Below are 21623 nucleotides of genomic sequence, written 5' to 3' on the forward strand. Positions count from 1 at the left end.
CGGCGGTGATGCTGGCAATGGCGGGCGGTTCGTGCGAAGCTGCCGGCAAAACAGGAGAGAGAGCCATGGCTACCGCCGTTTCGCCTGCCGCGCGTTGCACCGCCGCCGAGTGGGAGGCGCGCCAGCAGCTCGCCGCCTGCTACCGCGTCTTCGACCTGCTCGGCTGGTCGGAGATGATCTACAACCACATCACGGTGAAGGTGCCCGACGAGGAGGGCGCGTTCCTGATCAATCCCTTCGGGCTGCATTTCTCGGAAGTGACGGCATCGAGCCTGGTCAAGATCGATATCGACGGCAACACGCTGGATGACAGCCCCTATCCGGTCAATCGCGCCGGCTTCGTCCAGCACGCGCTCTTTCACCGGCACCTGCCCGACGCGCACTGCATCATGCATACCCACACCACGGCGGGCATGGCGGTCAGTTCGCTGGAAGGTGGGTTGCAGCCGGTCAACTTCTACGCCTGCAACTTTGCCGGGCAGATCGCCTATCACGACTTCGAAGGCGTGACGGTGCGCGACGAGGAGGGCGCGCGCCTGCTGGAAAATCTCGGCAGCAAGCGGGCGATGCTGCTGCGCAACCATGGCATCCTGGTGATGGGCCGGACCCTGCCCGAGGCGTTCATCCGCCACTGGTCGCTGCAACGCGCCTGCGAGATCCAGCTCGCCACGCTGTCGATGGGCACGCCGCTGACCGTGCCGGCAGAGGTGATCGCCACGCACCAGCGCGACCTGCACCAGGCCCAGGCCCCCGGCGGCCCCGGCGCCGCCGACTTCGCGGCGATGGTGCGGCTGGTCGACCGCCGCGACCGAAGCTGGCGGGATTGAGCGTTCAACTGCTGACGATCCTCCCATAAAGAGAGAGCGGGACCGCCCGCAGAGTGGTGGAGGGGGGGCCCGCTGGTGAGGTGAGGACCACTCGCCAGCGGCGACGCCCATTCGTCAGGCCGGCGGCCTGCCGCCTCCCGTTGCAGGGGGGCGCGAAGTGAAATACGCCTCACATCCGCACGATCTTCGACAGCTTCGACACGCCCGACTGGTCGAACGCCTCGACCGCGACAGAATAGCCCTGCCCCCTGGTCAGCGCGCGCAGGTCGAGCGCCCCGCCTTTTGCCAGACGCGGATCGTCGGCGAAGAGCTGATAGGTGAGCGCCAGCCGGTCCGGCCGGATGCCCCAACGGACATTGTAGCCGACCGCCCCCGGCACCAGCGCCCAGGTCACGCGGGCGTCGCGCGGGTCGGGGCTGCGCACTGCCGCGACCCTGCCCGGCGCGGCGGGCATGCGGCCCCCGGCGCTGCCGAACACGCGCAGGTCGCTGATCGCCAGATGCGCACCGCCGACATGACCATGGACATAGCGGACATAGCGGGCCCGCACCGGCGTGGGCAGTTCGAAATAGGCATTGGGCCGGTCACGCCGCCCCTGTCCCGTCTCGGTTTCCGCCAGCGGCGACCAATGGGTGCCGTCGCTCGACGATTCCAGCCGGAACTGGGTGTAGATGTCCGGCGCATCGGCGTAGCGGCCCGCCTTATAGTCCGCGAAATTGACCTGCACCGCGCGCACCGTCTTCACTGCGCCCAGATCGAGCGTCAGCGTCTGGCCCGGCTTGGCATCGGCGGCGACCCAGAAGCTGCGTGGATTCTCGTCCGTCACCCGGTCGGCGGTGAAGTCGCCCAGCGTCGAGGAGGCGGTGGCGCGCGCACGATAGGAGAGCAGCATCCAGCCGGTGAACAGCGACTCCGGATCGCCGACGCGGTGGTCGGGGACGTAATGCGGGAAATCGCCGAACCGGGTCGACACCATCATCTGGCCGTCGGAGGCGAAGGCGGCGGGCCACAGGCCGACGCGACGCTCGAAGGTCCAGTTGGCCCCTATCCAGGGTGTGCCGGTATTCCACCAATTGCCCTGCGCATCCTGGAAGGTGGAGCCGTGCCCTGCCCCCTGCACGAAGCCGCCGGGCTTGTAGCCGACCGGATTATAGGGCGCGTAGGTGAACGGCCCCAGCGGCTTGTCGGACACGTACACGCCGGTGGCATAGGCGTTATATTCGGTGCCCGGCGCGCCATATTGCAGATAGTAGCGGCCGCCGACCTTGTTCATCCACGCCCCCTCCATGAAGGGCGCGATCGGCGTGCCATTGGGCAAGGTGCCGCTATGGTCCTGCCCGAACCGCTCCCAGCCATGCACGTCGGGATGCAGCGTCAGCAGCGCTCGCGTGTCGCCCCGATAGGCGAAGCGGTTCTCCGCATCGAGCGTCATGCCATAGAGCGGGAAGACGTTGGACGAATTCCAATAGAGATAATGGCCGCCATCATCGTCGACGAACACCGCCGGGTCCCAGGGACCGGCGGGGACCTGCCCCGGCTTGATCTTGTCCTCCGAGCCGGAGGGCACCGCGTTCGGCAGGGGCGGGGTGCGGCGGAGCAGATAGCGCATCGTGCCGCTCGCCGGATCGTCGGAGACGAGGATCGGCTGCTGGTGCGTCATCGACGGCCAGACATACAGGTCCTTGCCCTCGGACCAGACCGCTGGGGCGACCACGCCCTCGGCCGGCCACAGGCTGGCGGGGATGAAGCGCCAGCGGATCAGGTCGGTCGAGCGCCAATAGCCGTCCGCCAGGGTCTGGAAGAGATAATAGGCGCCCTGGTGCCGCACGATGACCGGATCGGCCCCGGTGCGATAGGACACGCCCTCATATTCCTGTTCGAAGTTGAACTTGTAATCGACATCGATCGGATTGGCATAGCTGTGCTGGGCGGTCGCCGCCCGGGCCATCGGCGCCGCGGCAGCGAGGCCGAGCAGGATCAGCGAACGAAGCATGGCGACGGCCCCCGGATGGCATGAACGAGCCGGGCGGGCGCTGTGGCAGCACCCGCCCGAAGGAGGTCAGAAGGAGAAGCCCGCCGACAGCTTGATCGTGCGCGGCGGATTGCCGCCGATCGCATTGGTCGAGCGCTGCGCGAAATTCGGCTCGGCCGGGTTGTCGAAGAAGTCGACATAGTTGCGATCGTTCATGACGTTCAGGATGTCGACGCGGAAACGCAGCTTGGCCTGGTCGTTGATAAAGCCGATCGGCACATATTTGGTGAAGGCGAAGTCGAGCTGACGCCGGCCCCAGCGGTCGCCCAGGCCGTACGCCTCGCGGCCGATCAGCACGCGCTGGAATGGATCGGAGGAGTCGAGGAAGTTCTTGATGAAGGTCGGCGATTCGATCTGGAACTTCGCCGACATGGTGACGCCGATCGGCGTGTCGACGCTGCCCGCCGCAACGAAGCGGTGTCGCGGCACCCCCGACGAGCGCATGATCGGATAGTCGGCGATCTGCGCGAAATCGAGCGAATAGACCTCGCCGAACTTCCGGTTCTCGGTCGCCTGGGTGTAGGTGTAGGTGGCGTCCAGGCTCCAGGGCGAAGACCGCGACCAGCTCTTGGTCAGCTTGAAATAAGCCGAGTCCGCATCGGTCCGCAGGCCATTGTCGCCGAGGATGATCGAGCCATAGCCGTTCGGCGCGAAGTTGAACGGCGACTGCGGCACGTCGGTGCTGCTGGTCGGATCGTTGAAGAAGAAGCTGCCGTCCGGCCGGCGATTGCCCAGCAGGAAGACGAAGCCGTCGCGGCTCTTGACGTGCGAATAGCCGACCTCCAGCTCGACCGGCGCGAAGCGGCCGCGCAGGCCCAGGCTGAACTGGTCCGAATAGGGCACCTTGAGGTCGTTCTTCAGGAAGCGAAACTCGCGTCCCCCGCCGACCGCCGCGTTCTGCAGGATCTGGCGGCCCTCGGGCGTCAGGTAGATCGGGTTCCAGGCGATGCAGGTCTGCGGATTGGCGACCGGGTCGCAGGGGTTGAGCGAGTCGTTGCCGATAAAGTTGAACGTGCGCGTCTGGAAGACGCCTTGGGTCAACTCCTGCTGGAGGAAGTCGAACTGGTTGCGGTCATAGGACCGGCCATAGCCGCCGAACACCGAGAAGCGCCCCGCCTCGTCCAGGCGATAGGTGAAGCCCAGCCGCGGCTGCCACGCGCCCTTGAACGTCTTCCGGTTGTTGCCGGTCGAGATATAGTCGTTGATGTTGTAATCGGCGTTGTTGAGGTTCGGATAATTGGCCGGCGACACGGCGGCGATGTTCTCCGCCGGCGTCACGAAGTCCAGATAGGCGGGCGTCCGCTCATAGTCCCAGCGCAGGCCGATGTTCAGCGTCAGCCGGCTGGTGACATCCCAATCATCCTGCGCATAGAGGCCGAGCTGGAAGTTGTTGGAACGGATCTGGGGATCGGCGCCGCCGACCGCCGCGCCGAACTGGACGCGATAGGGCAGCGTGTCGTTGAAGCCGGTCTGGCTGAACGCGTTGACGTCATAGCTATATTGCGGGTTGATCAGGTTCTGCTCGATCGAGCGGAGCTGCACCCACTTGCCCTTGCCGCCGACCTTGATCGTATGGCCCTCGAACCCGGTCCAGGTGAAATCATCCTGGAAGGTCCAGCCCTTCTGCCCCTTGTTCTGGAAGCTGCTGCCGGCGCCGTAGCGCAGCAGGTCGATGCGCTGCGCCGAACTGCCGGTGCGCTGCGTCGCCTGGAGGAAATAGGTGGTGCCGTCCGTCGCCGGGGTCGGCGACCAGCGCACATCCTCGTACGACAGACGCGCGTCGTTGACCCAGTCGTCGGCGGTATGCTGCCAGCGCAACATCCCGCGCTTGTCGATCACCTTGTTCAGCGTGGCGGTGTCGGGCGCGTTGATGCCGATCGAAATCTGGTTGCCCGACTCGTTACGATACTTGCCGGTCAGCTCGATCAGGTCGCGATCGGTCGGGACGATGTCGATCTTGCCGAAATACAAATCCTCATTGAACCGCTGCGAGAAGCTGCCGAAATATTGCTGATATTGCTGCGGCAGGGTGCTGATCGGCACGCCATTGTCAGGCCGCACGTCATAGGGGCTGTCGATCCGCTTCCCTTCATAGGTGAAAAAAAAGTGCGCCTTGTCCTTGATGATCGGGCCGCCCAACGCCGCGCCGAACTGCTTGTTGCTGGTCTTCACCTTGGGGATCGTGGTCGGAAAAATCTCGGTCGGGCGACGGTCGCGCAAATTCTGGTTGGTGAAGTCGAAAAAGCCCTCGCCATGGAACTCGTTGGTGCCCGACTTGGTGACGGCCGTAATCGCCACCGAACTCACCTGGTCGAACTCCGCCTTGTAGTTGGACGACAGGACCTGATATTCGCCAATGCCGAGCTGCGGGAACGGATTGCCGGGCGAGCTGTCCTGCCCGGTGATGCCGCTCTTCAGGACGTAGTCCTTCTGGCTGACGCCGTCGATGAAGACGTTGACGGTGCGGCTGTCCTGCGCGCCGCCCTGGATGCGCGACTCTCCATTGGCGCCCTCGATGAAGCGCACGCCCGGCGCCAGATCGGCGAAGGCCAGGAAGTTGCGGTTGTTCTGCGGCAGTTGCTCGATCAGCCGCTGGGTGATGTTGATGCCGACCTGCCCGCCCGACAGCGAGCGGATGCGCGAACCGGTGACGATGATGTCGCCGGCCGGCGCGGCCTGCCCCGCCTCGGTCGCGCCCGGCGCGCCCTCCGCCGTCTCGCCCGTGCCGGCCTGGCCGGTCGCACCCTGCCCGCCCGCCGCGGCGGGGGCGGCGGCGGGCGCGCTCAGGTCGATGTCGAGCCCGGCATTCTGGCCGACGCGCAAGGTGAAGTCGTCGGAGTTGCGGGTGCCGTTCTGCGACCGCACCTCCAGCCGGTACGTGCCCGCGCGTAGCGAGGGGAAGTTGTAGGTGCCGTCGGCGGCGAGCGGCACGGTGCGGCGATAGCCGGTACCGACCTCGACGATCGTCACATCCTGCACCGGATTGCCGGCGGCCGCCGTGATGCGACCGCGCAGCGCCGCCTGGCCGACCTGGGCCGTGGCGGCGACCGGCAGCAGAACCGCGCCGGTCGCCAGCGTCGTGGCGGCGATCAGCGCGGCGCGAAACATGGTCTTGCTCATGTCGAAGATTCCCCTGTCCGGCCCGAGGCCGTTCTGTTCTGTCGTGCGGGCCGTAGCGGCGACCGACGCGCGAGCGGACGGGATGCGCGTCGATCGGCGACGCCAAGCGAAGGCCATCATGCTGTCCCTCATCATCCTCTCCCACGCGGCCGAGGCGGTGCGCCCCTGACCCTTGAGGCATGTAACCGCTTACATGCTCGCGGAAACCGGTTACATCCGGCGCGGGCGCGGTTCAATCACTCTGATGACGGGATTGTTAAACAAGCCAGAATGTGGCCGACATGCAACAGTTTAGGCAGGCCGCCGCTCAGCCGAGCCAACCGCCACCGAACCCCGCGCGCGTCAGGCCCCGGCGCAGATGCGGCGACCGGCGCATCACCGACCAGATGAAGTCGCTGCGGTAATTGGCCAGCGCGCCGAGAATCGGGCCCTGGTCGATGCCCAGCCAGTCCGACGCGAACCAGCCCTGCGCCGGATCGACCCGCCCGCTGGTCACCGTGACGTCGGCATAGCGGAAGCTGGGGTTGAAGCTGTCGCGGAAGCCGTAGCGGCCATAGAGGTTGCCGCCGTAGCGGCGATGCATGGCGAGTGCGGCCGGGATGCAGATCTCCGGTGCGAAGGCAAGCGAGCCGAGCGCAGCGGTCGGCGCGATCGTGCCGTCGTCCAGCCCGTCCGGCTGCCCGAGCGGGCCGCGCGCCGAATAGCCGTGGAACTGGCGCATCTCGCCCTTGAACTCCAGGCGAAAGTCGCCGGGCCCGTCGCAGGCGGTCAGCCCCCAGATATCGCGGCCATAGCCGTCCCACTGCATCGGATTGCGGATGCAATAGGCCCGGTCCGCATAGGTGGCACGACGGCTGTTCTCGAAATAGTCGAACCCCTCGCGCCGCATCGTCGCGTCCCGGATGCCGCGGAAGTCGATCCACATCTGGCTGTACTGGTGGCCGAACATCGGCGCGAAGGCGAGGTGTCGCGTGTCACCGGAGCCGCGCCAGAATGCCGGATAGGGCTTGGTCCACGCCTCCCACGCGCCGTCGCGCGCCGGATGCCCACCCGAGCCGAGCGCGAGCAGATGCACCATCATCCCCTCGTTATACCCGTCCCAGGACCGCTCGATGAAGCCCTTGCCGGGATGCCAGCCCATCGAGAAAGAGCCGCTGGCGGTCTGGAACCAGGGCCAATCGGCGCGGTCGACGATGCGGGTGGCCAGTCGCCGGATCTCCGCCTCCGCCGGATCGGCGCGATCGTACCACAGGCCGGCGAACAGGATGCCGAGGAACAACAGGCTGGAATCGACGCTGGACAGCTCGACGTCGCGATAGCGCAGGCCGCTGTCCATGTGCAGGAAATGGTAGAAGAAGCCCTTGTACCCGGCGGTGCCGCTCGCCGCTTCGCCCTGGCGCGCGCGGTCGAAGAAGCGCAACGTCGTCAGCGTCAGGTCGCGCGCGGCGTCCCGCGTACACCAGCCGCGAGCCACGCCGATCGGATAGGCGGTCAGCGCAAAGCCGACCGAGGCGATGCTGGCGAAGGGCGGGTCGGGCCAGCGATCGGGCACCAGGCCATTGTCGCGGTTCGCCGTCTCCCAGAAGAACTCGAAGGTCCGCTTCTCCAGGTCGGCGAACCACGGGTCGAGCGCTGGCCGGGGCGCGGCCGGCAGGCGCGTCGCCGCCGCCATCAGCGGAAGCCCGGCGAGGACCTGGCGGCGATCGAGCGCGATCATGCGTGCGGCTCGCCGGCGGCGCCGGTGGTGGCCCGGACGATCAGCCGGGGGGTGATCATGTCGATCATCATGTCGGACGCCTTGCCCTCTATGTCGTCGAACAGCCGCGTCATCGCACGGCCGCCGATCTCGTCGATGCCGACCTGCACCGTGGTCAGCGACAGGAAGCGGGCGAGCGGCACGTCATCGAACCCCGCCACCGCGACGCGGCCGGGCACGTCGACGCCCGCCTCGCGCAGCACGTGCAGCGCGCCCAGCGCCACCATGTCGTTGGCGGCGACGATTGCGTCGAACCTCTCGCCCGAGGCCAGCAGGTCGCGCGCCGCGCCCTCCCCCGCTTCCTGGAAGAAGCTGCCCGGAATGATCCGGGGCGGGCGGCCGGGCAGATGCTGGGCGAGTGCTTCGACGAACGCCTCGCGCCGTTCGGTGGCGTCGATATTGCCCTCCGGCCCCGCGACATGGACGAGCGCGCGGCGGCCGGTGGCGACCAGATGCGCGACCACCGCCTCGACGCCAGCGCGATTGTCGATCGCCACCGCCGCGCGCGTGCCGGCATTGGGGCTGGCGATCAGCACGGCCGGGATGCCGACCGGCAGCACCGCCTCCACCGCCGCCGGGTCGAGGCCGGGGGCCATCACGATCATGCCGTCGACGCGCCCCCGCATGCTGCGCATCGCCTGCGCCGCCTGCTCCGCATCGGCATGCATGTTGGACAGCAGCAGATGATAGCCGCGCCGCCCCGCCTCGCGATCCATGCCGCGCACGATCTCCGAGAAGAACTCGCCATGCAGGTCGGGGATGACGACGCCTACCGCATGGGTGCGCGCCATGCTGAGGCTGCGCGCGCCGGCATGGGGGACATAGCCCAGCGCCTCGGCGGCGGCGAGCACCCGCTCCCGCGCGTCGGGATGGACATTGGCATGGCCGTTGAACACGCGCGACACCGACGCCACCGACAATTCGGCCCGCGCCGCCACATCGCGGATCGTCGCCCCAGCCTTGCGCATCATCCCTCCTCATGTCCGAACCGTCCAGGCCGGATCATGGCGTAAAAACCCTGACCCGGCGATTGCCAGATCGGGCCATTGGCGTCTAGGTAACCGGTTACACGGGGCGGTCAAATGTAAAATGCGCCGCGTCCGACGACCGACTTGGGAGAGAGTTTGAGATGGGCGACACGACGATCACGCGGCGCGGCGCGCTGCTCGGCGCGGGCGCGATCGCCGCCTGGGCGACCAGCCCGGCGCGCGCGCTGCTCGCCGCCACCGATACGATGGCGATGCCCGCGCAGGTGGCGGCGCTGGTCGGCCGGATGACGCTGGAGGAGAAAGCGGGGCAACTGACGCTGAACGCGGCGGCCTGGAGCGGCGGCATCGCCACCGGGCTCAACCCGCCCGCGGCCGGCGGCGTCAGCTTCGACCAGCAGCTCGCCGATGCGGTGGCGGGCAGGCTGACCGGCGTGTTCAACGGCAATGGCGCGGAAATGGCGCGGCGGATGCAGGGCGCGGTGATGCGGGGTTCGCGGCTGAAGATCCCGCTGATCTTCGCCGCCGACGTGATCCACGGCCATCGCACCATCTTCCCGGTGCCGGTCGCCGAGGCGGCCAGCTTCGAGCCGTCGCTCGCCGAGCGGACCGCGCGCGTCGCGGCGTACGAGGCCGCCGCCGCCGGCATCGACTGGACCTTCTTCCCGATGGTCGACATCGCCCGCGACCAGCGCTGGGGCCGGACCATGGAGGGCGCGGGCGAGGATGTGCTGGTCGGCAACCTGTTCGCGGCCGCCCGCGTGCGCGGCTTCCAGGGCCAGGACCTCAAGGCGAACGACGCGATGATGGCCTGCGTCAAGCATTTCGCCGCGTACGGCGCGGTGGCGGCAGGGCTCGATTACAACGAAGTCGATATGTCCGAGCGCACGCTGCGCGAGGTCTATCTGCCGCCCTATAAATCCGGCTTCGATGCCGGTGCCCTGTCGGGCATGGCCTCGTTCAACGAAATCTCCGGCATCCCCTCGCATGGCAATCCCTGGCTGATGCAGACGGTGCTGCGCGACGAGTGGAAGTTCCCCGGCATCATCGTGTCCGACTATACCGGCGACGAGGAGATGATCGCCGCCGGCTTCGCCAAGGACGGGCGCGACGCGGCGCGGATCGCGTTCCTGGCGGGGGTCGATATGTGCATGCAGAGCAACCTCTACATGCTGCATCTGCCCGGGCTGGTCCGCGACGGCCTGGTGCCACAGGAGGTGCTCGACCGCTCGGTGCGACGCGTGCTGATGGTCAAGCATCGATTGGGGCTGTTCGACGATCCGTTCCGCCGCATCGACGTGAAGCGGGAAAAGGCGCGGTCGCGCACGAAGGCCAGCCTGGCGCTGGCCCGCGAGGCCGGCCGCAAGTCGATCGTCCTGCTCAAGAATGACGGCGACCTGCTGCCCCTGCCCAAGGCCGGCCGCCGCCTGGCGCTGATCGGCCCCTTCGCCAGCGGCCAGCACGACCTGAACGGCCCGTGGGTGGTCTATGGCGACAATGGGCAGGCGGTGGACCTCGCCACCGGGCTGCGCGCCGCGATGGCCGATCCGGCGCTGCTCAGCGTCACCGCCGGATCGGGCGTCGAGGCGGCGCTGCCCGGCGGCATCGACGCCGCCGTGGCGGCGGCGCAGGCGGCGGATATCGTACTGCTGGCGATCGGCGAGAGCGAGACGATGTCGGGCGAGGCGCAGTCGCGCACCGAGATCGTCGTGCCCGCACCGCAACAGGCGCTCGCCGAGGCGGTGGCGGCGACCGGCAAGCCCGTGGTGGTGATCCTGAAGAACGGGCGCGGCCTGGCGCTGCACGGCGCGGTGCGCGACGCGCCCGCCATCCTGATGACCTGGTTCCTCGGCTCGGAAAGCGGCCATGCCACCGCCGACGTGCTCTTCGGCGACTATTCGCCCTCGGCCCGCCTGCCGATCAGCCTGCCCTTCGAGAGCGGACAGGAACCCTATCATTACGACCACAAGGCCACCGGTCGCCCCGCGCCGGCGGGACCACGCCAGCCGTACAAGACGCAATATCGCGAAGCGCCCAACGCGGCGCTCTATCCGTTCGGCCATGGCCTGACCTATGGCCGGCCCGACTATGCCGGCCTGACATTGGGCAGCCCCACCTTGCCCTGGGACGGCGCGATCGAAATCGCCGCCACCGTCCGCAACGGCGGCACGCGCGCGATCGAGGAGGTGGTGCAGCTCTATATCCGCGACCGCGTCGCCAGCATCACCCGCCCGGTCCGCCAGCTCAAGGGCTTCCGCAAGGTGGCGCTGGCTCCGGGCGCGAGCGAGACGGTACGCTTCACGCTGCGCCGCGCCGACCTGCTGTTCTACGGCGTCGACAATCAGCCGACGGTCGAGCCGGGAACGTTCGACGTCTGGATTGCCCCCTCGGCCCAGGCGGAGGGCGTGCATGGGACGTTTGACCTGACCCAGGCGTAACGGTTGGCGGCGGTGACGCCGCCGCCAAAGTCCCGACACCGCCTTGAACACTACACCACCCCGGCGGAGGCCGGGGTCCAGTCGCGGATCGTGTCGAGCGACCGACAAACGTCTGCCGAATGGTCCCCGGGCTTCGCCGGGATGATCGGACAGGAGTAGCGAAGCTCCCGCCCTTGCATGGATGCAGGTTTGAGTGCTTTGCGGCTTCGGAAAGGGCCGCGGCACTTTCTGCGCGAAGCCGCGAAGTGGTTTCGCACGCGGACGCGCAGAGCGGGTGCCGCTGCCGCGACAGCGGCTTATACTTCCTGTCTCTGGATTGATGCGGCGCGCTTCCGCGCACGCCTGAGGTCTTTGCCTCCTCCGCGCCTCGGCAACTCCGCGTGCAATCCTCTTGGCGCTTTCTCTTGGACCAAGCGCCCCCCGCTCCCCTCGAAAAACAAGGGCGCCGGATCGTGCCCGATCCGACGCCCTCCCCAACGCACATCACCCGAAGGATCAGGCGGCGTCGCCGGCCTTCTTCTTCTCGGCATAGACGCGGATCGGCTCCTTGCGGCCGTCGACCACGTCCTTGTCGATCATCACCTCGTCGACGCCCGTCATCGACGGCAGGTCGAACATGGTGTCGAGCAGGATTGCCTCCAGGATCGAACGAAGTCCGCGCGCGCCGGTCTTGCGCTCGATCGCCTTCTTGGCGACCGTGACCAGCGCCTCGTCGGTGAAGTTCAGCTCGACCTGCTCCATGTCGAACAGCTTCTGATACTGCTTCACCAGCGCATTCTTCGGCTCCGCCAGGATCTTCACCAGCGCGGTGACGTCCAGATCCTCCAGCGTCGCGATCACCGGCAGACGACCGACGAATTCGGGGATCAGGCCGAACTTCAGCAGATCCTCCGGCTCGGTCTGGCGCAGCACCTCGCCGGTGCGCTTCTCCTCTGGCGCGGCGACATAAGCGCCGAAGCCGATCGACTTGCCTTGCAGACGGTCGCCAATGATCTTCTCGAGGCCCGAGAACGCGCCGCCGCAGATGAACAGGATGTTGGTCGTGTCGACCTGCAGGAACTCCTGCTGCGGATGCTTGCGTCCGCCCTGGGGCGGCACGCTGGCGGTGGTGCCCTCCATCAGCTTGAGCAGCGCCTGCTGCACGCCCTCGCCCGACACGTCGCGGGTGATCGACGGATTCTCGGCCTTGCGGCTGATCTTGTCGATCTCGTCGATATAGACGATGCCGCGCTGCGCCCGCTCGACATTATAGTCGGACGCCTGGAGCAGCTTGAGGATGATGTTCTCGACATCCTCGCCGACATAGCCGGCCTCGGTCAGCGTCGTCGCATCGGCCATGGTGAAGGGCACGTCGAGGATGCGCGCCAGCGTCTGCGCCAGCAGCGTCTTGCCGCAGCCGGTCGGACCGACGAGCAGGATGTTCGACTTGGCCAGCTCGACATCGGCCCCCTTGGCGCCGTGGTTCAGCCGCTTGTAATGGTTGTGCACCGCCACCGACAGAACACGCTTTGCCTGCTTCTGCCCGATGACATAGTCGTCGAGCACGTTGCAGATTTCCTGCGGAGTGGGAACGCCGCCATCCTTCTTGGACACCAGCGCCGACTTCGTCTCCTCGCGGATGATGTCGTTGCACAGTTCCACGCACTCATCGCAGATGAAGACCGTCGGTCCGGCGATCAGCTTGCGCACCTCGTGCTGCGATTTCCCGCAGAACGAGCAATAGAGGGTGCTCTTGGAGTCGCCACCGCTCAGTTTCGTCATTCAAACCATCCTTCGCGAGGAAGCTCGTTCCTCGAATGTCGGGCCGGGCATGGTAACCCGGCCGTCAGGGGCGCGGCAATGTCCAATCGTCCTAAACGACATCGATTTGTCACGATGGCGACAGGACGACCGGATGCCACGTCAGGCCGCCGGCGCGGTCGGCGCGGCCACGTCGTCGGCCGGGGTCGGGCGCTTGTCGAACACCTGGTCGATCAAGCCGAATTCCTTGGCCTCCTCGGCGCTCATGAACTTGTCGCGGTCCATGGCGCGCTCGATCTCCTCCAGCGGCTTGCCGGTGTACTTGGCATAGAGCGTGTTGAGGAAATGGCGCATGCGCAGGATCTCGCGCGCCTGGATTTCAATGTCCGACGCCATGCCCTGCGCACCGCCCGAGGGCTGGTGGATCATGATCCGGCTGTTGGTCAGCGCGACTCGCATCGACGGCTCGCCGGACGCCAGCAGGAAACTTCCCATCGACGCCGCCTGCCCGATGCATACCGTGCCGACACGCGGCCGGATATATTGCATCGTGTCGTGGATCGCCATGCCCGCCGTGACGACGCCGCCCGGCGAATTGATGTACATGAAGATGTCCTTCTTCGGGTTCTCGGACTCGAGGAAGAGCAGCTGCGCGGTGATGAGGCTGGCCATGCCGTCCTCGACCCCGCCGGTCACGAACACGATCCGCTCGCGCAGCAGGCGCGAGAAGATGTCGAACGACCGCTCGCCGCGGTTCGACTGTTCGATCACGATCGGGACGAGACCCGCCTGGGTCTGCCGCAGGCCGAGCCCGGCGCTCATCAGCGGGGTCGCGAAGTCACCGGTCTCGAACGGATTGTGCATGGATCACTCTCTTATGCCCTGTAAGGCCCCCTATGTCGCGTGGGCGGCCGGGGAGTTCAAGCCCCGGCAAAAGGTGCCGGGTGCGCGAGATAGGCCAGTCGCCGCACCTCGCGCCGGCCGCGCACCACCGTATCCAGAATCAGCCCCGCGAACAGGCTGAGCGCGGCGAGGATCACCAGGCCGGTCGCCAGCACCGCGGTCGGCATCCGCGGCACCAGCCCGGTATGGAGATAGGTGACGACCAGCGGCGCGGCCAGCACCAGCGCCAGCACCAGCAGCGCTGCCCCCGCGAGACCGAAGAACAGCAGCGGTCGCTCGATCCGGTAGAGCGTCAGGATCGTCGATAGGATGCGCCAGCCATCGCCATAGGTGGACAGTTTGGAGGTCGATCCTTCCGGCCGCGCGAAATAGGGCGTCTCGATCTCGGCGCAGGGCATCTTCAGCTCCAGCGCGTGGACGGAGATTTCGGTCTCGATTTCGAACCCCGCCGACAGCGACGGGAAGCTCTTGACGAACCGGCGCGAGAAGACGCGGTAGCCGGACAGGATATCGGTGAAGCTGCGCCCGAACAGCCGCGCCAGCATCCCCGTGAGCAGCGCATTGCCGAAGCGGTGGCCACGCCGATAGCTTTCCTGGACCTGGCTGATCCGGCTGCCCACGATCATGTCGAGCTGCTCGTCCAGCAACGCTGCGATCAGCCGTGGCGCGGAGGCGGCGTCATAGGTCGCATCGCCATCCGCCATCACATAGACGTCGGCGTCGACATCGGCGAACATCCGCCGCACCACCGCGCCCTTGCCCTGGATCCGCTCGCGGCGGACGATCGCCCCCGCGCGTCGCGCGACGGCGACCGTGCCGTCGCTGCTGTTGTTGTCATAGACATAGATGGCAGCGCCGGGCAGCGCCGCGCGGAACCCGGCGACCGTCTGCGCGATCGCCGCCTCCTCGTTATAGCAAGGCAACAGGACGGCAATCGTCGGTTCGGTCATCGCCAGCCTTGTGGGTTACCCTGATATCGTCGACGCCCCGACCCCTGACGGGCCGGGGCGCCGCGTCGCCGATCACTCGGCGGTTTCGGCCTTGACCTTCTTCGCGCGCGGCTTCTTCGCCGGCGCGGCGTCGGCCGCCTCGGTGCCTTCCGCCGCTTCGGCCGCCTCGGGCGCGGACTCGACGATCTGGGTCTCCTCGCTCACCGGTGCAGCCTTCTTGGCGCGCGGCTTCTTGGCGGCGGCCTTCTTCGGCGCGTCCTCGCCGGCCGGCTCGGCCTGCGCCGCGTCGTCATGCGCATGGTCATGGCCGTGGTCGTGGCCGTGATGGTCATGATCGTGATCATGGTTGTGGACGTGCGTGCCGGTCGCGAAGCCGTCCTCGCTCTCGATCGCGGCCTCCAGCTCCTCGCGGGTGGTCTCGCGATCGGTCACGGTCGCCTTCTCGAACAGGAAGTCGACGACCTTGTCCTCATAGAGCGGGGCGCGCAGCTGGGCGGCGGCCATCGGCTCCTGCTGGACATATTGGATGAAGCGCTGGCGATCCTCTGGGCCGTACTGCTGCGCGGCCTGCGCGATCAGGCGGTTCATCTCCTGGTTGCTGACCTCGACGCCATTGGCCTGGCCGATCTCCGACAGCAGCAGGCCCAGGCGGACGCGGCGCTCGGCGATCTTGCGGTAATCGTCGCGCTCCTTCTCCATCTCGGCCTTGGCGGCCTCCGGATCGGCCTCGTGGGTCGCCTCATGCTCCAGCTGCGCCCAGATCTGGCCGAACTCGGCCTCGACCATCGACGGCGGCACTTCGAAGTCATGACCCTCGGCGAGCTGGTCGAGCAGCTTGCGCTTCATATGGGTGCGGGTCAGGCCGTTATGCTCCTGCTCGATCTGCCCCTTGATCAGGCCGCGCAGCTGCTCCAGGCTTTCCAGGCCCAGACCCTTGGCCATCTCGTCGTCGATCACGCTTTCGCCGGCGGTCTTCACCGACTTGACGACGATGTCGAAGGTGGCGGGCTGGCCCGCCAGGTTCGCCGCGCCGTAATCCTCGGGGAAGGTGACCTGGAGCTGCTTCTCCTCGCCGACCTTCACGCCGACCAGCTGGTCCTCGAAGCCGGGGATCAGGCGGCCGGCGCCCAGTTCGACCGGCATGTCGCTGCCGGTGCCGCCCTCAAAGGCGACGCCGTCCGCGGTCTTGCCGACGAAATCGACGGTGACCTGGTCGCCCATCTCGGCGGCCTTGTCGCCCGCGTCGTTCCAGCGCTTCTGCGAATCGGCGAAGGTCTTGAGCTGCGCATCGACCGCCGAATCGGCGACCGGCACGGTCAGTCGCTCCAGCGTCAGGCCATCGATCGCCGGGGACGGCACCTGCGGCAGCACTTCCATCTCGACCGTCACGACCGCGTCCTGGCCGGCCTCATAGCCGTCCTTCAGCGCAACCGAGGGCTGCATTGCGGGGCGCAGGCCATTGTCACCGATCAGCTGCTGGATGCCCTGCTGGATCGCGGCGTTCAGCGCGTCCTGCGCCAGCGATTCGCCGTGCATCTTGCGGACCAGATTGGCCGGCACCTTGCCGGGACGGAAACCGGGCATCCGCACCTGCGGCGCGACGCGCTTCACCTCGGCCTCGACCTTCTGGTCGATATCCTGGGCGGTGATGGTCAGCGTGTAGGCGCGCTTCAGCCCCTCGTTGAGCGTCTCGACAGTCTGCATTGGGTGCCTTCGATCTGGAGAAAATTGTGTGCGACCCGCCATGCTCCGGGCGGGACTGGTGCGGGCGAAGGGACTCGAACCCCCACATCTTGCGATACTGGAACCTAAATCCAGCGCGTCTACCAGTTCCGCCACGCCCGCATGTCCGGACCCGCCGTAGGGCGCGCGTCTATACCAGTCCAGCCTTACCTAGCAAGCGGGGACGCAACCTGTGCGCGAGACAGCGCGTTCGAGGGGCTGAAGGAGACGATCATGGCGACCCAACCACCCCCCGAACAGCCGACGCCGTCCAGCCAGCCGGTGCAGCCCGACGCCCCACCGCCCGAGATCGCGCCGCCGGGCCCCGATATCGATCAGCCCTCACCCGGCACGCCGGCAGGCGATCCCGGCACGCAGCAGCCGGCGGAGATCTGAGGTGGCAAACACCCCCAGCAGCGATGCGACCGGCGAGGGCCGGCCCGAGGATCATGTCGGCACCGATCCCAATACGCCGATCGAGCGGCGCGACGACGACGCGCGCAGCGATCTGGAACAGGCGGTCGCCTCCCGCGCCGATGCGGTCGAACGCGGCGAAGGCGGCCCGGAGCCGGAGACCTTCACCGATCCCGGCCGCTTCGACGGACCGTCGGGCACCGGCGGGACGGTCCGGAACCAGGATCTGACGCAGCAGTGACGCAAGCGGCGGGGCCCGGCCCCGCCGCCCTCCCGACTTCGCGCGGTCAGGCGCCCAGGCGCGCCGAGGCAACCAGGTCCCGCACCCGGCCAATGTCCCGACCGAAGAAGTGGATGCTCGGCGCCTCGAAGGTGATCATGTACAGGCGGCCGCCAACGATCGCGGCGACGGCCTCGCCCTGCCGTTTGACTTCCTCGCCCTGCCGAGTGAAGCCGTAGCGGAAACGTACGGCCTTTTCTCCCAGGAAGGATGCCGGCTCGCTGGCGTCGATCGTGACCAGCGGCGTGTCCAGGGCGATGCGATAGCTTTGTTCGAACAGCGCCGGCAGGTCCGTCAGCAACATGGTCGAGGAGAAATGCGGCAGCGGCTTGGTGCGCTTGGCCACCTCGCGGAACAGCGGCCGTCCGGTCTCGATCCCGCCATAGAAGGTCAGGTCGTTCAGCGGGTCGCCGTCAAGCGTCCATGTCTCGGTCTGGCGGCCCGGTCGTGCGCCCAGCCGGTTCCACTCGGAGGCCGGCGCCACCGTCAGCGCCGATTTGGCCACCGCCACGCGCTGCCCGGCGGCGACCAGCGTATTGCCGGCCCAGGCGGCGGCCGCCCCCGTCAGCACCAGCAGCGCCGCCGCCACGCGGCCGATCATCGGTCCCATCATCTCCCCTCTCCTCACGTCAGCAGCGCCGCGAGCATCGATGCGTCCGCCGCATCGGGTCGCGCCGCCAGATAGTGGCGCAGCGCCTGCCGCCCCTCGTCCACCTGCCCGCCGCGCAGCAGCGCCAGGCCCAACCCCCGCCAGCTTTCCGGATGACCCGCGTTCAGGCCGATCGCCTGGCGGTACAGGTCGGCGGCGGCCACCAGATCGCGCGGATGGCCCCGACCACGGTACAGTTCGGCGCGGGCGAACAGCAGATCCTCGCTCCAGCCCGCCTCCGCGATCTGCCGCAGCAGAACGTCCGTTCCCTCGAAATCGTTGAGCTTCAACTGGTCTTCAAGGAAGGCCGATCGCCAGGGCGCGATCGCTCCGACCAGCCGCTGGTCTCCGGACTCGCCGCCGGGCGGCAGCGCGGCCGCCGCCGCGCGGAGGTCGGCGGCGCGCTGCGCACTGGTGGGATGGCTGGCGAAGAAGCTGACGCGGTCGTAGCGATGGCTGCGCTGGCGGCGTCCCAGCGCGGTCGCATCCGCCTCGTCCATCAGCCGCATCCAGATCGCAGGCAGCGCCCGCGCGTCATAGCCGGCGGCGGCGCCATAGCGCGCGCCGAGCAGGTCGGCCTCGCTCTCGTCCGCGCGGCTATGCGTGAAGATCGAGCCGATCGCCTGGGTCTGCACGACCAGGCCGGACACGCCGCCCAGCACGCCGGCCCAACTGGCGATGTCGGTCATCACGCGACCGTGGCGCAATCGGCCTAGCCCGTGCCGCCGCTCGAAATGCGCGAACTCATGGCCCAGGATACCGGCCAACTCGGCTTCGCTGCGGACCCGCAGCAACAGCCCGCTCCAGATCTGGAGCGCACCATTGGGCATCATCGTCGCATTGAACTGCGGCACGCGCATCACATAGAGCCGCACCGCCGCGCAGCGATCGGGCCCGACCGTGCGGCAGAAAACGCCCCGCACATAGGCATTGAGGGCCGCATCGCGGATCACGAAGGCCGAGTCGCGCAACTGCCGTTCGTACTCGTCGGCCTTCATCCACAGCCCGCGCTCGTCCACGGTGCTGGGCTGGTAGAGCCCGGCATAAGGCGGCAGCGCGCCCGCCCCGGACGCTGCGCCGGCCCGGACGGGCGCACCGGCAAGCGCCAGTCCCGCCAGCAGCGCCGCGATGCCGGCGCGGATCACTGGCCCGAACCGGCCGGGACTGGAACAGCGCCGGGAAAGCCCTCCAGCAATTGCGCGACCCGCTTGGCGGCGCCGTCGGCGGTGCGGACATCGCCGCCCATCTGGCGATCGGCGTTGAGCCAGATCAGCTCGCCGGTGCGCAAGTCGACCAGCCCCGCATAGCCCTTGTGGACGCCCGAAGTGACCGGCACCCGCGCCATCAGGGCGACGATCTGGAGCATCTTCCGCCCGGTCGAGCCGAATTGGTCCTCGGTCAGCAGGAACAGGCCATAGCCGCAGCCGCTGCCCTGGCCGAGCGCCGCGACGCCCGGCCCCATGGTCCAGTCGAACTGGCCGGCGCGCTTCTTGGTCGGCAGGCGATTGCCGGGGAAGAATTGATATTCGATCACCGAATCGGCGACCACGGAGAAGAGCGCGCGATAGGCGGCGAGCGCCGCGGCCGCCTCGCCCACGGGCGCCGCCGCCGTGACGATGGGGTGTCCCATCCCCTGTTGCGCGCGCCCCAGCGCCGCGTCGAGATGCTCGCGCGCCTCCTGCGTCCAGTCGGCATTGGGCTCTGCGATGCCGCCGGTGGACTGGGCGCCGACCGATATGTCCGGGCGGAACAGCAGGATGCAGGCGCCCGGCGCCATGGCGAAACCGGGCCGGCTGGCCGATTTCTCCTGCGCGAAGGCGGCGACCGGCGACAGGATGCACGACATGGCACCCAGCCACGCCGCGAGACGATGCATCATTGCGTTTCCCCCGGACCGCCCCCCGCGATCCCGGACTCGAGCTTAGATCAACCCGAAATCATGACGCAACGGTCATGATCGCCTTGCATCGGAAACCGATCAATCTCCCGAGGCGAAGCGCAGCTCCACCGCCTGGCCGAACGTGGCGCGCGCATCGGCGAAGACCTGTTCGGCGCGGCGCACATAGGCCGCCTCTCCGGCCGGCATCGCGTCGACCCGATGCACGATCACCAGAAAGGGCGGCGCGAGCGACAGGATGCCGCCACCCAAACAGTCGAACAGCGCGTCGAGATTGCCGCCCACCCAGTCCGGCGCGCCGAGTCGGGGCAGCAGGGCCGCGTAGAAGTCGGCGCGCGTCCGCCAGCGACTGGCGTCGAGGTCGATCCGGGTCACCGCCCCGCCCGCGCCGATCCCGCCGTCCGCAGGAGCGATCAGGCCAGCGCCTTCTTCAGCAGTTCGTTGACCACCGCCGGATTCGCCTTGCCGCCCATCGCCTTCATCGTCTGGCCGACGAAGAATCCGAACAGCGCCTCCTTGCCGCCCTTGAACTGCTCATATTGTTTCGGGTTCTTGGCGATCACGTCGGCGATCACCGCCTCGATCGCGCCGGTGTCGCTGGTCTGCTTCAACCCGCGATCCTCGACCACCTTGGCCGCACCGTCGCCGGTCTCCAGCATGATCTCGAAGACCTGCTTGGCGAGGCTGCCGGACAGCGTGCCGTCCGCGACCAGCGCCAGCAGCTCCGCCGCCTGGGTCGGCGAGACCGGGCTGTCGTCGATGCTCCGCCCCAGCCGGTTGAGCGCGCCGAACAGTTCCGAGGTCACCCAATTGGCGGCGGCGACCGGCTTGGCGTCGGTTTCCAGCAGCGCATCGAACCAGCGCGCCGCCTCGACCTCGGCGGTCAGCACATTGGCGGCATAGGGGCTGATCCCCAGCCCCTCGTACCGGTGCCGCTTGGCGTCGGGCAGTTCAGGCAACGAAGCGCGGCATTCGGCCAGGAACGCCTCGTCCAGCTCCAGCGGCAGCAGGTCGGGGTCGGGGAAGTAGCGATAGTCGTGCGCATCCTCCTTCGACCGCATCGAACGGGTCACGCCCTTGTCCGGATCGAACAGCCGGGTCTCCTGGACGATCGTGCCGCCCTCCTCCAGCACGTCGATCTGGCGCTTCACCTCATAGTCGATCGCCGCCATCACGAAGCGGACGGAATTGACGTTCTTGGTTTCGGTGCGCGTGCCCAGCGGGTCGCCGGGGCGACGCACGCTGACATTCACGTCGGCGCGCATCGAGCCCTCTTCCATGTTGCCGTCGCACGAGCCGACATAGCGCAGGATCGCGCGCAGTTTGCGCAGATAGGCCCCCGCTTCCGCCGGCGAAGCCATGTCGGGGCGGCTGACGATCTCCATCAGCGCGACGCCCGATCGGTTCAGGTCGACATAGGAGCGGGTCGGATGCTGGTCGTGCATCAGCTTGCCGGCATCCTGCTCGACATGGATCCGCTCGACGCCGATGCGCTTCACCGCGCCCTCCGGGTCCTTCTCGTCCAGGCTGATCTCAATCGCGCCCTCGCCGACCAGCGGGTGGTAGAGCTGGCTGATCTGATAGCCCTGGGGCAGATCGGCGTAGAAATAATTCTTGCGGTCGAACCGCGACCAGCGGTTGATCTGCGCGTCGATCGCCATGCCGGTGCGCACCGCCTGGCGGATGCACTCCATGTTCGGCACCGGCAACATGCCGGGCATGGCCGCGTCGACCAGGCTGACTTGGGTATTGGGCTCCGCGCCGAAGGCGGTCGCCGCGCCCGAGAAGAGCTTGGCGTTGGACGTGACCTGGGCGTGCACCTCCAGGCCGATCACGACCTCCCACTCGCCCGTGGCGCCCTGGACCCGATAGTTGCTCATCACATCGTCCGCTTGTCTGGAATAAAGAG

The 21623-nt window shown here is 67.8% G+C and carries 18 protein-coding genes and 1 tRNA gene; 5 read left to right on the forward strand and 14 right to left on the reverse strand.

Annotated features, from left to right (window positions below; all coding sequences use genetic code 11):
* The first annotated feature begins 65 nt into the window (after positions 1–65).
* Positions 66–827 (forward strand): class II aldolase/adducin family protein, encoded by a 762-nt coding sequence (locus GGQ96_RS14820; RefSeq protein WP_184116126.1) that lies wholly within the window; start codon positions 66–68, stop codon positions 825–827.
* A gap of 169 nt (positions 828–996) precedes the next feature.
* Here the strand turns inward: GGQ96_RS14820 and GGQ96_RS14825 are convergent, their stop codons facing one another.
* Positions 997–2820, reverse strand: coding sequence for a family 43 glycosylhydrolase (locus GGQ96_RS14825; protein WP_184116128.1), 1824 nt, complete (start codon positions 2818–2820; stop codon positions 997–999).
* Between the two features lie 66 nt (positions 2821–2886).
* Positions 2887–5979 (reverse strand): TonB-dependent receptor, encoded by a 3093-nt coding sequence (locus GGQ96_RS14830; protein WP_246360616.1) that lies wholly within the window; start codon positions 5977–5979, stop codon positions 2887–2889.
* Here GGQ96_RS14830 and GGQ96_RS14835 point away from each other — a divergent pair.
* The gene (locus GGQ96_RS14835) at positions 5978–6148 is read left to right on the forward strand and encodes a hypothetical protein (RefSeq protein ID WP_184116130.1); all 171 of its coding nucleotides are present in this window, start codon (positions 5978–5980) and stop codon (positions 6146–6148) included. The two genes, GGQ96_RS14830 and GGQ96_RS14835, sit on opposite strands and share 2 nt — an antisense overlap.
* Before the next feature lie 138 nt (positions 6149–6286).
* On the opposite strand, the gene GGQ96_RS14840 is transcribed toward GGQ96_RS14835, so the two are convergent.
* Together GGQ96_RS14840 and GGQ96_RS14845 are read right to left on the reverse strand one after the other, a co-directional pair.
* The gene (locus tag GGQ96_RS14840; RefSeq protein ID WP_184116132.1) at positions 6287–7696 is read right to left on the reverse strand and encodes a glucoamylase family protein; all 1410 of its coding nucleotides are present in this window, start codon (positions 7694–7696) and stop codon (positions 6287–6289) included.
* Positions 7693–8703: a LacI family DNA-binding transcriptional regulator gene (locus GGQ96_RS14845; protein WP_184116134.1), complete on the reverse strand. Its 1011-nt coding sequence runs from the start codon at positions 8701–8703 to the stop codon at positions 7693–7695. Before GGQ96_RS14845 ends, GGQ96_RS14840 begins: the two co-directional genes overlap by 4 nt.
* A 161-nt stretch (positions 8704–8864) precedes the next feature.
* On the opposite strand from GGQ96_RS14845, the gene GGQ96_RS14850 reads away from it, so the two are divergent.
* Complete coding sequence (locus GGQ96_RS14850; protein ID WP_184116136.1) at positions 8865–11159, forward strand: glycoside hydrolase family 3 N-terminal domain-containing protein; 2295 nt, start codon at positions 8865–8867, stop codon at positions 11157–11159.
* Between the two features lie 495 nt (positions 11160–11654).
* Here the strand turns inward: GGQ96_RS14850 and clpX are convergent, their stop codons facing one another.
* From clpX to GGQ96_RS14875, 5 genes are all read right to left on the reverse strand, one after another.
* Positions 11655–12920 (reverse strand): ATP-dependent Clp protease ATP-binding subunit ClpX, encoded by a 1266-nt coding sequence (gene clpX, locus GGQ96_RS14855; protein ID WP_184116138.1) that lies wholly within the window; start codon positions 12918–12920, stop codon positions 11655–11657.
* Positions 12921–13061: 141 nt separating this feature from the next.
* Positions 13062–13763: an ATP-dependent Clp protease proteolytic subunit gene (locus GGQ96_RS14860; RefSeq protein ID WP_281392667.1), complete on the reverse strand. Its 702-nt coding sequence runs from the start codon at positions 13761–13763 to the stop codon at positions 13062–13064.
* 56 nt (positions 13764–13819) lie between these two features.
* Positions 13820–14752, reverse strand: a complete 933-nt coding sequence (locus GGQ96_RS14865; protein WP_184116140.1) for a glycosyltransferase family 2 protein — start codon at positions 14750–14752, stop codon at positions 13820–13822.
* A 72-nt stretch (positions 14753–14824) separates the two neighbouring features.
* On the reverse strand, positions 14825–16456 hold the full coding sequence (tig, locus tag GGQ96_RS14870; RefSeq protein ID WP_184116142.1) for a trigger factor: 1632 nt from the start codon (positions 16454–16456) through the stop codon (positions 14825–14827).
* Between the two features lie 56 nt (positions 16457–16512).
* A tRNA-Leu gene (locus tag GGQ96_RS14875) sits at positions 16513–16597 on the reverse strand.
* A gap of 111 nt (positions 16598–16708) precedes the next feature.
* On the opposite strand from GGQ96_RS14875, the gene GGQ96_RS14880 reads away from it, so the two are divergent.
* Together GGQ96_RS14880 and GGQ96_RS14885 are read left to right on the forward strand one after the other, a co-directional pair.
* Positions 16709–16870, forward strand: a complete 162-nt coding sequence (locus GGQ96_RS14880) for a hypothetical protein (RefSeq protein WP_184116145.1) — start codon at positions 16709–16711, stop codon at positions 16868–16870.
* A gap of 1 nt (position 16871) precedes the next feature.
* Complete coding sequence (locus GGQ96_RS14885; RefSeq protein WP_221240016.1) at positions 16872–17129, forward strand: hypothetical protein; 258 nt, start codon at positions 16872–16874, stop codon at positions 17127–17129.
* Between the two features lie 46 nt (positions 17130–17175).
* Here GGQ96_RS14885 and GGQ96_RS14890 read toward each other — a convergent pair whose 3' ends face one another.
* From GGQ96_RS14890 to gatB, 5 genes are all read right to left on the reverse strand, one after another.
* The gene (locus GGQ96_RS14890) at positions 17176–17781 is read right to left on the reverse strand and encodes a hypothetical protein (protein ID WP_246360617.1); all 606 of its coding nucleotides are present in this window, start codon (positions 17779–17781) and stop codon (positions 17176–17178) included.
* 11 nt (positions 17782–17792) lie between these two features.
* Complete coding sequence (locus GGQ96_RS14895; RefSeq protein WP_343059077.1) at positions 17793–18962, reverse strand: M48 family metallopeptidase; 1170 nt, start codon at positions 18960–18962, stop codon at positions 17793–17795.
* Positions 18959–19696: a hypothetical protein gene (locus GGQ96_RS14900; protein WP_343059078.1), complete on the reverse strand. Its 738-nt coding sequence runs from the start codon at positions 19694–19696 to the stop codon at positions 18959–18961. The genes GGQ96_RS14895 and GGQ96_RS14900 overlap by 4 nt, the downstream gene beginning before the upstream one ends.
* Positions 19697–19795: 99 nt before the next feature.
* Positions 19796–20089, reverse strand: coding sequence for a barstar family protein (locus tag GGQ96_RS14905; protein ID WP_184116147.1), 294 nt, complete (start codon positions 20087–20089; stop codon positions 19796–19798).
* A 38-nt stretch (positions 20090–20127) separates the two neighbouring features.
* Positions 20128–21594 (reverse strand): Asp-tRNA(Asn)/Glu-tRNA(Gln) amidotransferase subunit GatB, encoded by a 1467-nt coding sequence (gene gatB, locus GGQ96_RS14910; RefSeq protein WP_184116148.1) that lies wholly within the window; start codon positions 21592–21594, stop codon positions 20128–20130.
* Positions 21595–21623: the final 29 nt, after the last annotated feature.

It is taken from the genome of Sphingomonas abaci (genome assembly GCF_014199625.1).
GTDB lineage: Bacteria > Pseudomonadota > Alphaproteobacteria > Sphingomonadales > Sphingomonadaceae > Sphingomonas > Sphingomonas abaci.

Excerpts from the sequence above, each read along its gene's own strand:
- GGQ96_RS14820 (WP_184116126.1), top strand. The coding sequence starts at position 66 with ATGGCTACCGCCGTTTCGCCTGCCGCGCGTTGCACCGCCGCCGAGTGG.
- GGQ96_RS14825 (WP_184116128.1), bottom strand. The coding sequence starts at position 2,820 with ATGCTTCGTTCGCTGATCCTGCTCGGCCTCGCTGCCGCGGCGCCGATG.
- GGQ96_RS14835 (WP_184116130.1), top strand. The coding sequence starts at position 5,978 with ATGTCGAAGATTCCCCTGTCCGGCCCGAGGCCGTTCTGTTCTGTCGTG.
- GGQ96_RS14830 (WP_246360616.1), bottom strand. The coding sequence starts at position 5,979 with ATGAGCAAGACCATGTTTCGCGCCGCGCTGATCGCCGCCACGACGCTG.
- GGQ96_RS14840 (WP_184116132.1), bottom strand. The coding sequence starts at position 7,696 with ATGATCGCGCTCGATCGCCGCCAGGTCCTCGCCGGGCTTCCGCTGATG.
- GGQ96_RS14845 (WP_184116134.1), bottom strand. The coding sequence starts at position 8,703 with ATGCGCAAGGCTGGGGCGACGATCCGCGATGTGGCGGCGCGGGCCGAA.
- GGQ96_RS14850 (WP_184116136.1), top strand. The coding sequence starts at position 8,865 with ATGGGCGACACGACGATCACGCGGCGCGGCGCGCTGCTCGGCGCGGGC.
- clpX (WP_184116138.1), bottom strand. The coding sequence starts at position 12,920 with ATGACGAAACTGAGCGGTGGCGACTCCAAGAGCACCCTCTATTGCTCG.
- GGQ96_RS14860 (WP_281392667.1), bottom strand. The coding sequence starts at position 13,763 with ATGCACAATCCGTTCGAGACCGGTGACTTCGCGACCCCGCTGATGAGC.
- GGQ96_RS14865 (WP_184116140.1), bottom strand. The coding sequence starts at position 14,752 with ATGACCGAACCGACGATTGCCGTCCTGTTGCCTTGCTATAACGAGGAG.
- tig (WP_184116142.1), bottom strand. The coding sequence starts at position 16,456 with ATGCAGACTGTCGAGACGCTCAACGAGGGGCTGAAGCGCGCCTACACG.
- GGQ96_RS14880 (WP_184116145.1), top strand. The coding sequence starts at position 16,709 with ATGGCGACCCAACCACCCCCCGAACAGCCGACGCCGTCCAGCCAGCCG.
- GGQ96_RS14890 (WP_246360617.1), bottom strand. The coding sequence starts at position 17,781 with ATGATGGGACCGATGATCGGCCGCGTGGCGGCGGCGCTGCTGGTGCTG.
- GGQ96_RS14900 (WP_343059078.1), bottom strand. The coding sequence starts at position 19,696 with ATGATGCATCGTCTCGCGGCGTGGCTGGGTGCCATGTCGTGCATCCTG.
- gatB (WP_184116148.1), bottom strand. The coding sequence starts at position 21,594 with ATGAGCAACTATCGGGTCCAGGGCGCCACGGGCGAGTGGGAGGTCGTG.